This is a genomic window from Vibrio sp. RM-69-4 (assembly GCF_024743775.1).
GTDB lineage: Bacteria > Pseudomonadota > Gammaproteobacteria > Enterobacterales > Vibrionaceae > Vibrio > Vibrio anguillarum.
Genome location: NZ_JAMQXI010000070.1, coordinates 95,064 through 108,997, shown reverse-complemented (window position 1 = coordinate 108,997; position 13,934 = coordinate 95,064). Strand labels below are relative to the sequence as shown.

General features: G+C 46.0%; 12 protein-coding genes. 3 read left to right on the top strand and 9 right to left on the bottom strand.

Annotated features, from left to right (window positions below; all coding sequences use genetic code 11):
- Positions 1-12 precede the first annotated feature (12 nt).
- From NB504_RS10935 to pilM, 8 genes are all read right to left on the bottom strand, one after another.
- Positions 13-1,512, bottom strand: coding sequence for an AAA family ATPase (locus NB504_RS10935; protein ID WP_069211900.1), 1,500 nt, complete (start codon positions 1,510-1,512; stop codon positions 13-15).
- Between the two features lie 48 nt (positions 1,513-1,560).
- Positions 1,561-2,649, bottom strand: a complete 1,089-nt coding sequence (gene aroB / locus NB504_RS10930; RefSeq protein ID WP_026027426.1) for a 3-dehydroquinate synthase — start codon at positions 2,647-2,649, stop codon at positions 1,561-1,563.
- 24 nt (positions 2,650-2,673) lie between these two features.
- Positions 2,674-3,195: a shikimate kinase AroK gene (gene aroK / locus NB504_RS10925; protein WP_010317691.1), complete on the bottom strand. Its 522-nt coding sequence runs from the start codon at positions 3,193-3,195 to the stop codon at positions 2,674-2,676.
- Between the two features lie 186 nt (positions 3,196-3,381).
- A complete protein-coding gene (locus NB504_RS10920; protein WP_013855889.1) occupies positions 3,382-5,097 on the bottom strand; it encodes a type IV pilus secretin PilQ in 1,716 nt (571 codons plus the stop codon).
- A gap of 23 nt (positions 5,098-5,120) precedes the next feature.
- Complete coding sequence (locus tag NB504_RS10915; protein WP_258428890.1) at positions 5,121-5,642, bottom strand: pilus assembly protein PilP; 522 nt, start codon at positions 5,640-5,642, stop codon at positions 5,121-5,123.
- Positions 5,629-6,222: a type 4a pilus biogenesis protein PilO gene (locus NB504_RS10910; RefSeq protein ID WP_013855887.1), complete on the bottom strand. Its 594-nt coding sequence runs from the start codon at positions 6,220-6,222 to the stop codon at positions 5,629-5,631. The genes NB504_RS10915 and NB504_RS10910 overlap by 14 nt, the downstream gene beginning before the upstream one ends.
- Positions 6,215-6,817: a PilN domain-containing protein gene (locus tag NB504_RS10905; RefSeq protein ID WP_017047271.1), complete on the bottom strand. Its 603-nt coding sequence runs from the start codon at positions 6,815-6,817 to the stop codon at positions 6,215-6,217. Before NB504_RS10905 ends, NB504_RS10910 begins: the two co-directional genes overlap by 8 nt.
- The gene (gene pilM / locus NB504_RS10900; protein WP_208872058.1) at positions 6,807-7,817 is read right to left on the bottom strand and encodes a type IV pilus assembly protein PilM; all 1,011 of its coding nucleotides are present in this window, start codon (positions 7,815-7,817) and stop codon (positions 6,807-6,809) included. The genes NB504_RS10905 and pilM overlap by 11 nt, the downstream gene beginning before the upstream one ends.
- 149 nt (positions 7,818-7,966) lie before the next feature.
- Here pilM and NB504_RS10895 point away from each other — a divergent pair, with 149 nt between their 5' ends.
- A complete protein-coding gene (locus NB504_RS10895) occupies positions 7,967-10,465 on the top strand; it encodes a penicillin-binding protein 1A (RefSeq protein ID WP_258428887.1) in 2,499 nt (832 codons plus the stop codon).
- Between the two features lie 36 nt (positions 10,466-10,501).
- Here NB504_RS10895 and oxyR read toward each other — a convergent pair whose 3' ends face one another.
- Positions 10,502-11,392, bottom strand: coding sequence for a DNA-binding transcriptional regulator OxyR (gene oxyR, locus NB504_RS10890; RefSeq protein WP_026027425.1), 891 nt, complete (start codon positions 11,390-11,392; stop codon positions 10,502-10,504).
- 146 nt (positions 11,393-11,538) lie between these two features.
- On the opposite strand from oxyR, the gene NB504_RS10885 reads away from it, so the two are divergent.
- Together NB504_RS10885 and NB504_RS10880 are read left to right on the top strand one after the other, a co-directional pair.
- Positions 11,539-12,267: a redoxin family protein gene (locus tag NB504_RS10885; protein ID WP_013855882.1), complete on the top strand. Its 729-nt coding sequence runs from the start codon at positions 11,539-11,541 to the stop codon at positions 12,265-12,267.
- Between the two features lie 113 nt (positions 12,268-12,380).
- A complete protein-coding gene (locus NB504_RS10880) occupies positions 12,381-13,850 on the top strand; it encodes a dihydrolipoyl dehydrogenase (RefSeq protein ID WP_258428936.1) in 1,470 nt (489 codons plus the stop codon).
- The last annotated feature ends 84 nt before the right edge of the window (positions 13,851-13,934 follow it).

Below are 13,934 nucleotides of genomic sequence, written 5' to 3'. Positions count from 1 at the left end.
TCAAGCTCAGCGTTATTTCGCACGATCAATCTCTCGCTGTACTTGGCTGAGTGATTTGGCCCAAGGGCCTTGCAATTGCAACGCTTTCGGTAAGGTTTCAACGGCATCACGCGCAAACTGGATGGTTGGATAATTACCATAGGTGATGATGTACCACTCCACATCATTGCGTGCTGTCGGATAAATACGCACCTTTTCTTGCAGCGCGTAGGTGTTAATAAAATTTTGCGCTTCAGCAAGCGAACTGACCGCCGCTAATTGCAAAGTATAACTGCGTGGCGAGAAGGCTTTGAGTTCTTCTCTCGCAAAGGAGAAGGTGATTTTCGTTGGCGCAGCAGCAGTGGCAGACTCACTTACTGGCACAGTTTGCGCCGTGCGGCTTTGTGCATCAGCAAGTGCATTATTAATCACTGACGTATCGGCTTTGGTCGAATTGCCTTCCAAAAGCGCATCCACAACATCAGACTCAATCACCACTCGTTGCTGATCGCTGTCAATTATGCCCACGCTCTCTGAATTCTCCATCACATCGGGTGGTAACGAACTGGAATCATCTTCAGCATCTAAATAACTCGGGTCACTTTTCGCAAGCTCCTTCCCATTATTGGCGGCGTCAGTTGCTGAATCATCGTTAAGCGTATTGACTGTTGGTGCAGCAGCATCCCCGAGCGTCGGAATCACCGTCTGCTCGAGTGTGCCTGTAATTTGCGACGCTTGCTCATCGGGTGAGGGCTGGGTAAATAGCCACCAGTAACCTCCACCGATGATGAGCAGAAGCAGTAAAACCAAGGCAGCGATCTGCACAGGAGAACCGATAATCGAACGGATGATGATCCTTTTTTCCATTTTCTGCTCTCCTAATGCCATGATTTCCCCAGGCACGCGTTTCACCTTTTTGTAAGCGTTGCGTACGCGGCGCTCCATCTCATCGGGTACATAACGCATGACCAGATTTTCAAAAAAGCGATCCGCTTCTTCATTGCTTAGGGCTTCAATCTCAAGCTCTACGGGTTTATGCTCTTGTCCGTAGCTTAAACGAGTCAGCAAAGCATCAAGACTATTGGCTTGTGCAAATAATACGACATTGATGGTCCACAATGGATTGGCTTGTGCTTCTAACACCAGCATCCATAGCTCAGACACTAAGGTTTCGGAGAGTAGATGAGCGTCATCGACAACAATCACCACATCACAACCGCCACCATCAAGCAGGCGAGCTAAGCTGTCAGAAAGTGTATCGTGAGGATTAAATAACGGGCCTGAAACGATTTGGGTAAGAATGGTCGCTCGACGCTGCTGGTCATCTTGATTGGGATGACACAGCAACAGCGATTGGTTTTTATCTTCGGCCCACGCTTCTAAATAACGCTGCGCTAACCAAGATTTACCAAAACCTAATCCACCACCAACGGTAATGACATTTGAGCCAAAATTGGTCAATAATTGCAAACGCTCAAGTAGCTCGACTTGCGAATCTAATTCCAATATACGTAATTCATTCGCCAAACTCATTAGGCCGTCCTACTGACAGACAACTGTCAAATTAGTATCAATGAAGATTTACAGGGTGCGGCAGAAGTCAATCGCTTGTTCAATGACCGCTTCGGGTACACCTTTCACTACTTGTGATGTACCAATACTGGTTGGTAGCACCAAACGTAGTTCGCCTGAAAGCACTTTTTTATCACGCATCATGTGTTGCATAAAGTCAGAAAACGACATGCTTTCGGGCGTATGAATCGGTAAATTTGCTCTTTTGAGTATAGAAACAATCCGCTCAACTTGCTGATCGTTAATTAAACCTTGTAACTGCGCCGTTTTAGCGGCCATCACAGTTCCGGCAGAAACCGCTTCACCGTGTAGCCAATTACCATACCCGAGCTGCGCTTCAATCGCATGACCAAATGTATGACCTAGGTTCAACAACGCGCGAATTCCCGACTCTTTTTCATCTTGAGCGACAACATCGGCTTTAATTTGACAGCAGCGAGCGATGGCATAACTTAGCGCTTGCTCATCTAAGGCATAGAGTTTATCGAGATTCTCTTCCAGCCAGACAAAGAAATCATGATCGTAAATGATGCCATATTTGATCACTTCCGCCATACCAGCGGCAAATTCTCGCGCAGGTAAAGTCGCCAAACATTCAGTATCAATGATGACGGCTTTCGGCTGATAAAATGCACCAATCATGTTTTTACCTAAAGCATGATTGACTGCGGTTTTACCGCCAACGGAGGAGTCCACTTGCGAAAGCAGCGTGGTCGGTATTTGGATAAAATCGACTCCGCGCTGATAACAGGCTGCGGCGAATCCAACTAAATCACCAATCACGCCACCACCTAAAGCGATGATCACCACATCACGGCTGTAATTACCTTCCAGCAGGTAACTCATCACCGTGTTAAATGTATCTAAAGTTTTGTACTGCTCGCCATCTGGCAGTTCAAGCAAGGAGACGTTACAAGCATGCGGTGCAAGAAGGGCGAAGATTTTATCCGCGTACAAAGGCGCGACCGTCACATTACTGATGACGACGACTTTTTGTTTGGCCGATAAGAAAGAAAGGAGGGCCGGATCATTAAATAATCCGGCGCCAATTGAGATTGGGTAGCTACGCTCATCTAAACTGACCGTAATCCGTTCCATGGTTTGCACTCCAAAATAAAGAACTTAGGAATGTTCTTCTAGCATTTTTACGATCTCGTTGGCTACCACTTTTGCACCTTGATCGTCAGTACGAACCGTAAAATCAGCGATCTCAGCGTAAAGATCGTTACGTTCATCAGCCAAGCATTCTAAGACTTCACGTGGATTGTCTGTTTGAAGCAATGGCCGTTTTTTGTCACGGTTCGTGCGTGCAAGTTGTTTTTCAATCGTCGTTTCAAGGTAGACCACAATACCACGAGCAGATAAACGATTACGGTTTTCTTTACTCTTAACAGAACCACCGCCTGTTGCGAGTACAATACCTTGTTTCTCGGTTAGGTCATTAATTACAGCTTCCTCACGTTTACGGAAGCCCTCTTCACCTTCGACGTCAAATACCCATGCGATATCTGCGCCTGTACGCTCTTCAATGACTGTATCTGAGTCTAAAAACTCCATATGCAGTTGTTGAGCAAGATGTCTACCAATTGTACTTTTGCCGGCGCCCATTGGGCCAACAAGGAAAATATTGCGTTTCTCAGCCATGTTTAGCAGTAATTTACAACGTTAATTCAATGACATCGCCACAAGATTAGCCAGTATAATACTGACCGTTAAGACGCTCGTGGCACCTATTCCTCACAGATGATTCGTGATAAGACCCGAAATTATCTAGATATGGTGCCACTAATGCAACTTTATTTTTTAACCAATCGCAATATCAGCCGTAAGTTATTGAATGACGACTTTCGGTGTCACGAAAATCAGCAGCTCACTTTTACCCACTTGCTCATAGGAACGGCGGAACAATGCACCAAGTAATGGCAAATCACCAAGCAATGGCACCTTATCCACCGTATTGTTGACGCTATGTTGGAATATTCCACCAAGGACTACGGTTTCTCCATTATTGACCAATACTTGAGTGCCAATACGCTGAGTATTAATTGCAACCGCTTCTCCCGTCCCTGTTTTTACAATATCCCCAGGCCGGTCTTGAGTGACACTGAGATCTAACACTAAACGATTATCCGGCGTTATCTGTGGCGTCACTTTTAAACTCAGCACCGCTTTTTTGAAGGCGACTGTCGTTGCCCCGCTGGAAGAAGACTCCAAATAAGGGATCTCCGTACCCTGCTCGATATAAGCGGGTTTCTTGTTGGTCGTGATCAAACGAGGGCTGGAAATGATCTCCGCTTTCGACTCACGTTGTAGCGCTGAAAGCTCTAAATCCAACAACATATCCGACCCCAACTTAGCCACTTGGAAGGCAATACTTGAGGCGTTAGCGGAGGTCGCCGCTAAGTTTACGTTAAGGAAGTCATCAACGGGCAATGTGCTTTCCCCCAACTTGCCCACTTGGAATAAATTACTTTCAATACTTCCGCCTGCGGTGTTGTTGCCATTGGTCGAAGTAAAGCCCCAGCGTACGCCAAGTTCATCCAAATTACCTTCGTTGACCGTAACAATGCGCGCTTCAATCTGTACCTGTTTGACCGGGATATCGAGCGATTCAACAATTTGGCGTATCACCACAATATTCTCAGCCAATTCACGGATCAGCAGTGAGTTGGTTCGCTCGTCGATACTGATGGAACCTCGCTCAGACAACATGCTGACCGCCCCTTCACCGCCAATCATCTGCGCAATATCAGACGCCTTAGCAAAATTAATTTTGATGATTTCAGAACGTAGATCGCCCAACTCTTCAGCCAAACGTGCCTTTTCAAGCTGCTGCTTTTCACGTAAATCCAACTCTTCTTTAGGTGCGACTAAAATCACATTGCCGTCAACACGCTTATCTAATCCCTTGACTTGCAAAATGATATCGAGCACTTGCTGCCAAGGCACGCCATCAAGCCGTAGCGTCAGGTTACCAGTGACCGAATCTGAGACGACTAGGTTAAACGCGTTATAATCTGCGATAAGCTGCAAAACATTTCGCACAGGAATATCTTGAAAGTTAATCGAGATAAGCTTGCCCTCTTTCTCAAGAATGCTCTTCGGCTTAGGTTTTTCTTGTTCTTTCAGTTTGCCAATCACCACCTCAAGGTATTTCCCTTTCAAGCTGTAATCATACTTAAACTCGCCATGAATGGTCGCCAGTAACTGTGTACTTGGCTCTTTGCGCAATACCTCGATACTCTCAACAACGGTTGCAAAATCTTTGACGTCCAAGACATACAGTTTCTCATTGGAGACATCCGTCTTAAGCAGTTCAATTTGTAAACCGTCAGCCACTTTCTGCACATTAACTACTGTCGAAGGTGATGCGAGTTCAACAATCAATACAGCGTCTTTGTTTTTATTGACTCGAAAATCAATGCCTTTAAGCTCGTTGGTCTGCGTCGTTTCTGCCGCCACACTTAGCCCTGCCACACTCAATAATAAGCCAAATAAGAGGCTCCGAAATACCATAGTCATTTGTGTCTGTAGTCCTTTAATCATAGTGATTTCTCTAAATTCAAATTCTATTTCAGAGCCAATTTGACGTTACGTTGATTCCAACAACCTAAGCCGTCTGGCAAGGTTTCATTGATCAGCAGGTAATTGGAATCAACTCGAGTAACTTTGCCGTGATTCAAACCTAAATATTGTCCCGCTTTCACGTTGACGACCTTGCCTTGGGGCGTTTGCACTAATGCCGATACCGCGCCCCCGCTACTCATCACGCCTTTTAATCGCAGTTGATTAAGCGGATAGCGCTCTAGCTGGCCATTTTTACTGCGAGCCGGAGGTTGCCAGCAGTCTGCCTTCACTACAGGCTGATTTTGTACAATCGCTTCTTTAGGCAGCACAAAAGGTTCGCGGGATTCATGTTGCGCATAATGAGCAACTTCAAATTGAATAATGGGTTTTAATTTGGAGACTTCTTTACGTGCTTGCCCCTCGACCTGCTCCACATAAACCTTCAATGAATCTTGATTCGCCTTACAACCAACCAATACACTGGTACTAAACAGCACCATCAGCAGCAGATCATTGTTTTTCATCGTCCACCTCTTGCTTGAATTGATAGGTATAAGCGCGCACCCTAAAATGCAACGTGCTGCTTTCCTGACTAACCCGTTGCCAATCAACATCATCGAAATTAATAATGCGAGGCAATTTCGCGATCGCCTCTGAGAAATCACCAATGTCGTGGTAATTACCAGTTAATTCGATATTAAGCGGCAAACGATACAGAAACTCTTTATTCTGTTTTTCTCCCCAATCAATACGTGTAAAGGTTAACGCGTTATCTAGCCCTAGTTCATTGACCGACGCCAGCATGCTTGCGAGCTCTTTTTGCACGGGTAATTGGCGTAATAAAAAATCATAACGTTCGGTTAATTCATCCAGTTGAGCCTGCAACTGGGGTAAGGTGGCGGCTTTGCTGGCCTTAATCCGTAAGGTCGATTTCAGCACCTCTTCTTGCTGTTTTAAGTTCTGCAATTGCTCATTTTGAGGCATCAGGTAGAACCACGCGCCAACGCCTTGAATAATCAGCATCAACACCAAAATAACCAGCAGTTGAGGCAGCAACGGCCATTCAGCCATTTCATCCATATCAAGATCTTGAAAACTAGTCATGGACAGCTCCTGTAGGCCGAATCTTGGTTAGCACAGAGCCCTGTGGTGTCGGCGAATGAAACATAAATGACACTTTAAATGTCTGAAACTCCTTACCAAATCGCTTATTACCGTGCACGATAGAGTGCATGTTGACATCGGAAAGTAAGGCTGATTTTTCAAAATTATCGAGCATGGTCGCAAGACGCGCAGTGCTGTCACTGATGCCCGTAATTTCAATTTCTTCACCATTCATTTTGATCTTATCGACGTAGACTCCTTCAGGCATAAGCTGTGGCATCAGGTTCATCAACTCGGTGGTTTTATTGCGTTGGCTTTGCAATGACTCGACGACCGACAAGCGAGTTAATAGTGCCTTGTGTTCTTGTTCCGTCATTTTTAATGCATTGATCTGTTTATCAAGCTGCTGAATGTATTGATTCAAATAAGCCAAACGAGACTCTTGCTGCTGCGCTTGCCCAGAGAAATACAAACCGATACCCCATTGAATACCAACAGCGCTCATCACACCTAAGACGACCAAGCCCATAAAACGACGCTTATGCGCCGCTCTTTGTTCCTCTCGCCAAGGCAGTAAGTTAATACTATGCAACATGAGAAGACTCCAACCACTCAATACCACGCAGTGCAAGGCCAGCCGCGGTGCTAAAACTCTGCCCAGACTGCTTACCTCGCTGGCGTTTCGCTAACTTATTGTTAAACAGAAGGAAGGGATCGAGAATTTCGCACTCAAGCTTGAGACGCCGCGAGATCTCTTGCGCCAACATCGGAGTATCTGCACCACCACCTGAGAGCCAAATGCCTGCTAAACTACCCGCGCCATTGACGGAGGTGAAAAGCTGCAACTGACGTTGAAGTCGCTCGATCAACTCATGCACAAAGCGCTCGTTTTTATCGGCTAATTCCGCATTGGTGCCCGACATCGCGCTGTCTTGGGACAACCACTGACAACCGAGAGGGATTTCTTTATGAAAAGGGGCTTTATCAGTAAAATCAATACAGAGCGCCGTTTGGGTATGGCCCACATCCATGAGCATCCAATCGCTGCGATGTTGTGCCCTGCTCGCCAACTGCCAAATGTTTAACAAACTGTGTATTTGCACATCAACCGCGATCGGTAAAAAGCCCGCTTTTTGAGCCGCTAACGCACGGCTTTCCACGACGTCTTTACGAGTGGCGTAAACTTGATAACTTACGGTGCTACTGCGACTTACGCTTTTTTCCATCACTTTGACGAAATCGAGACTCAGTTCTTCTATCGGGAACGGTGACTGATGAGAAAATGCCTGATAAATAGCAAACTCTTTTTCACGCGCCTGCAGGTCACTATCTATCTGTAATACCTTACTTATTACCGCATTGTCCGGTACCGATATGGCGACTTTGTGACTAAATAGTGGTAAACCCTTTCTTAGTTCTTTGAGTTTCTTTACAATTTTCTGATAATCCAGCGTGTGGTTATCGGAGAATATGTCCTCAGTAATAAATAATTCTTTATAACCGACGAGTGCATATGAATCACCCGCTAGCTTTAACACCACCGCTTTAATACTATGGTGGCCAATATCTATACCCGTAACCATTGATTTACCCATACGGCTTAGCTCCAGTAACGCTGCTTAGGCTTAGCTCGATTTGCTTATTTTGAGGTTAAATAAGCCACAATTTATTTTTAGAGCTAAATTTTTAGCCTAGAGTACAAGGGTTTGCATAAGGGCAGCCTTAACTAAACAGGGATTATCCGGTGAAGTTCATAAAGCGATTGTTATTACTTTCATTGATTTGCATTATTCTTGGAGTCACTACGATATTTGGCTTCTATTTTTACGTGAAGCCAGACCTCCCCGATGTAGCGACTTTACGTGATGTACAATTGCAGACACCGATGCAGGTCTATAGTCAAGATGGCAAGCTCATCGCCCAATTTGGAGAAAAGCGCCGAGTTCCGTTGCGTATTGAAGAGATCCCGCCTGAACTTATCGAAGCGATTATCGCCACCGAAGATAGCCGCTTCTACGAACACTATGGTTTTGACCCAATTGGTATCACTCGTGCTGCGGTCGCTGTGATCGCCTCAGGTAGCGCTAAACAAGGTGCAAGTACCATTACTCAGCAGCTTGCTCGTAACTTCTACCTCTCTAATGAGAAGAAGATCATGCGAAAAATCAAAGAGATTTTTATCGCTATTCATATCGAACAATTGCTGACGAAAAAAGAAATCCTAGAGCTTTATCTCAATAAAATTTATCTCGGTTACCGATCGTATGGAATTGGAGCGGCAGCCCAAGTTTATTTTGGAAAAGAAGTCAAAGATTTAACGCTGAGTGAAATTGCCCTGATTGCAGGACTTCCCAAAGCACCTTCAACCATGAACCCTATCTATTCTCTAGATCGCGCGACTAACCGCCGTAACGTGGTGCTACAGAGAATGCTTGATGAGAAATACATAACCCCAGCGCAATATACGCAAGCCCGCTCTGAGCCCTTAATGTCGAAATACCACGGTGCTGAAATTGAACTTAATGCACCTTATGTGGCAGAAATCGCCCGTTCATGGATGGTGGAGCGCTATGGTGAAGAGTCGGCCTATACCTCTGGCATGATTGTCACCACAACGGTAGATTCCAAACAGCAGCAAGCCGCGAGTAAAGCTGCAATCAATAACCTACTCGCCTATGATGAGCGTCATGGCTATCGCGGTGCTGAAAAAGTAGTTTGGAAAGAAGGCCAAACGCCATTGAATGAACAGCAACTGGCCGAGCACTTAAATAATGAACCGACTTATGGAGATTTATTACCAGCCGTCGTTACCCACGTAAGCAGCCAATCGGCTACGGTTTGGGTGAAAAATCAAGGATTGCAGACCATTGAATGGCAAGGCATGAACTGGGCTCGCCGTTTCTTAACTGATTCTCGACAAGGACCGGTTCCGAGTACAGCGACGGAAATCATCGCCGCTGGTGAACAAATTTGGGTTCGTAATCGTGCTGAATACAGTGATGACCATACCACCGACGAAGTACCACAGTGGTACTTAAGCCAAGTACCCAATGCCAACACTGCCTTTGTTGCCATGAACCCAGAAAATGGTGCGGTACTGGCGCTGGTTGGCGGCTTTAACTTTGTGCACAATAAATTTAACCGTGCGACTCAATCGGTGCGTCAAGTCGGCTCAAGTATTAAACCCTTTATCTACTCTGCCGCCATCGATAAAGGCATGACCTTAGCGACGCTCATTAATGATGCGCCGATTAACCAGTGGGACCAAAGCCAAGGTACAGCATGGCGTCCTAAAAACTCACCACCGACTTATATTGGCCCAACTCGTCTTCGCGTTGGCTTGGCTCAATCCAAAAACGTGATGGCGGTGAGAGTGCTACGCGCTGTTGGGCTGGATGAAACACGTGAGTATCTCACTCGCTTTGGTTTTGATATTGACCAAGTACCACGCTCAGAAACCATTGCCTTAGGTGCGGGAAGCTTAACGCCGGTTAAGATGGCGCAAGGCTATTCCGTGTTTGCCAATGGCGGCTATTATGTTGAACCCTATTACATCAGCAAAGTTGAAGATCCCTTTGGCAAACTTGAGTATCAAGCCACACCAAAAGTCGTTTGCCAACAGCAATGCACCCCAGACACAAATGAGTTCGATGAACAAGATGTTGCATCGCACTATGCTCCACAAGTAATTTCCGAACAAAACGCATTTCTTGTCCGAGAGATGATGTACAGCAATATTTGGGGTGGCGGAAATTGGCGTGAAGGAACGGGTTGGAATGGTACAGGCTGGCGTGCACAAAAGCTGGGGCGTCGTGATATTGGTGGTAAAACAGGAACGACCAATGACTCCAAAGATGCGTGGTACAACGGTTATGCACCGGGCATGGTCGCTATTGCTTGGGTCGGATTTGATGATCATAACCGTAACTTAGGTAAGACCACTGAAAACAGCAACGTAGATGACGACGGTGTATCCGGTGCGGAAGCTGGCGCGAAAACGGCGCAACCCGCTTGGATTGATTTTATGCGTCAAGTACTGGTCGATGTGCCAGCGCAAGACAAACCCATTCCAGCGAATATTGTGCGGGTTAGAATCGATATCGATACTGGCTTATTAACCACTAAGTTTGACTCAAGTTCGATGTTTGAATACTTCATTCAAGGTACAGAGCCAACCGAGTACGTCGCAGAGAGTGTCTCTGACAACATCTACTCTTCACCTACAGGTGAAGAGCTGTTCTAAAGCTCAGTAAAAAGAGGCTAAATTTAGCCTCTTTTTTTATTTCTCATTTAGCTTTGTTTTGATTGCGTGAGCCAACTGCTCAAAACGCTGCCTCAATGGCGATCCCGGCCGATAAGCTAATACTAAGCGGCGTGAAGGCTGCGGGTTGACCGCTTTAAGGTAACAAACACCATCCTTCTCTTTGACATCTGGTAAAGAGAGCTCAGGTAACAGGGTAATTCCTCCACCCGCTGCGACCATATTACGCAGCGTCTCTAAGCTGGTCGCTTTAAAACGTTCGTCATCTTTTGCGCCTGCCGCAAAACAGAAGCCTAAGGCTTGATCGCGTAAGCAATGACCGTCACCTAAAGCCAATACCGTTCGCCCTTTCAAATCCAACATACTTACTTCACTTTTTGCAGCCCATTCATGCCCACTAGGCACGGCAATACTCAATGCTTCGTCATACAGATCAATCTCTTTAAAATGAGCCGTTTCCGCAACGGAGGCCAACACTAAACAATCGAGTTTGCCATCTTCTAACTGGCGCACAAGCTGTTGGGTTTGCGCTTCGTGTAAATAGAGCTCCAGTTCAGGAAATTGCTCTTTTAAAAAAGGCACAATACGCGGCAAAAGGTAGGGGCCTAAAGTGGGAATGAACCCAATATGGATAGGACCACTCATCGAGCCACCCTGGCCGCTGGCCATATCTCTGAAGGTTTTGATTTCACTTAAAATACGCTTGGCCTGATCGACCAATTGCAGGCCCGAATCGGTGAACAATACTCTGCGACTGCTGCGCTCTAATAATACCGTTCCCAGCTCATCCTCCAGTTTGCGGATCTGGCCACTGAGTGTTGGCTGGCTCACAAAACAAGCTTCTGCTGCTTTACGAAAATGTTTATGTTCAGCTAATGATACTAAGTACTCAAAATCACGAATGTTCATCTTCAATCTCAATAGAATCCACCTATCAAAACCATAGCATCAAACGATTGGAGCTATCAAAGGTTTTCTTCCATAATGGCTTCAACAAATGAGAGCAGCGGCTCTTAAAATCATAACCTAACTTAGAAAATCACAAGGAAAATAGAATGTTAGTATCTAAAGAAGGCCAAGCGGTACCACAAGTCACTTTCCCTACTCGTCAAGGTGATGCTTGGGTTAATCTCACAACAGATCAATTATTCAAAGGTAAAACCGTTATCGTATTTAGCTTGCCAGGTGCCTTCACCCCAACCTGTTCATCAAGCCACTTGCCGCGTTACAACGAACTGTACCCGGTGTTTAAAGAGCATGGCGTTGATGACATCCTATGTGTTTCGGTGAACGATACCTTTGTGATGAATGCTTGGAAAGCAGACCAAGAAGCAGAGAATATTACTTTCATTCCTGATGGCAATGGCGAATTTACTGACGGCATGGGTATGTTAGTTGATAAAAGCCAAATCGGTTTTGGCAAACGTTCATGGCGTTACAGCATGCTAGTCAAAGATGGCATCATCGAAAAAATGTTTATCGAAGCTGATGAACCGGGTGACCCGTTCAAAGTATCAGATGCTGACACTATGCTGAAATACATTGCACCTAACTATAAAACACAAGAATCGGTTACCGTATTTACTAAACCAGGTTGCCCATTCTGTACTAAAGCAAAACAACTCTTGATTGACCACGGTCTTCAATATGAAGAAGTGGTATTGGGTAAAGATGCAACCACAGTGAGCTTACGAGCTATCACAGGCCGTACCACCGTTCCGCAAGTTTTCGTTGGTGGTAAACACATCGGCGGCAGCGAAGAGCTAGAAGCTTACCTGGGCTAATCACGCCTGCCCTAGGAAAATCTTCCTAGGGCATCCTCCTCATTTAGACTCAATGACAGCATTATTAAATGTTGCCATCGACTATTCACATTCCAAATTTAGAGAAAGCGATGATGAAACAGTTAAACGTTGATGTAGCCATTATTGGTGGTGGGACCGCAGGACTCGGCGCTTATCGTGCAGCAAAAGCACATACGACTAGTGTCGTCATGATCGAAGGTGGCCCATACGGAACCACATGCGCTCGCGTCGGCTGCATGCCATCTAAGTTACTGATTGCGGCCGCTGAAAGCGTCCATCACATCCACAAAGCTCCTGCTTTTGGTGTTCATCCTCAAGGTGAAATTGTCATTAATGGGCATGAAGTGATGGCGCGGGTAAAACGTGAACGTGACCGCTTTGTCGGATTTGTGCTTGAAGGCGTTGAGGAGATCCCCGCTGAAGACAAAATCTCAGGCTACGCCCAATTTATCGACAACCACACCCTGCAAGTTGACAACCATACCCAAATCAGCGCCAAGCGGATCGTGATTGCTACCGGTTCTCGCCCAGCCTACCCCGCGGTATGGCATGAACTTGGCGATCGCTTAATCATTAATGATGACCTATTTGAGTGGGACGACTTACCGGAATCTGTTGCCGTATTTGGCCCGGGAGTTATTGGCCTAGAACTAGGTCAAGCCTTACATCGCTTAGGGGTAAAAGTGAAGCTGTTCGGCATTGGTGGACAAGTTGGCCCATTAACCGACCCTGATGTAATGGCTTACGCTGATAAAACGTTTAAGGAAGAATTCTATTTAGACGCTGACGTTAAAGTGGAAAGCATGAAACGCATTGCTTCTCCAACAGGCCAAAACGACAAAGTTGAAATCCAATTCATCAACCGTGAAGGGCAGCTCGAGACATTTGTCGTTGACTATGTGTTGGCGGCAACCGGTCGTCGCCCGAATGTAGATAAATTGGCAATTGAAAATACCGATGTAGCCCTTGATGCGCGCGGCGTACCAACGGCCGATCACTATACGCTGCAAACCTCTGTAGACAGTATTTTCATTGCTGGTGATGCCAGTAATCAACTGCCACTGCTTCATGAAGCAGCCGATCAAGGTCGTATTGCAGGGGATAACGCTGGCCGCTACCCAGATATTCGCGCCGGGCTTCGTCGTTCTTCTATCTCAGCGGTTTTTTCAGACCCACAAATTGCGATGGTCGGTGAATCCTACAAACAGCTAACCACTCGTTTGGGAAATTGTGGCTGTTTTGCTATCGGTACTGTGTCGTTTGAAAATCAAGGCCGTTCACGCGTCATGCTGCGCAATAAAGGGTTATTGCATGTGTATGGCGAACAAGGAACAGGACGATTTTTAGGCGCTGAAATGATGGGGCCGAATGCGGAGCACTTGGCTCATTTACTGGCGTGGGCACATCAAAATCAGATGACGATTTCACAGATGTTGGATATGCCTTTTTATCACCCCGTAATTGAAGAAGGCGTGCGCACCGCGCTGCGTGATCTAAACGCTAAACTGCATTTAGGTCCTGAGATGATAAAGCATTGCATGGACTGCGGTCCGGGCTGTTAATTTTCAACATCCATTCATGCGGTCGCCCTTGGGCGGCCGTTTTTTATACGCTTTAGTTTCAGCCGCACCTTAGACTCACACCTT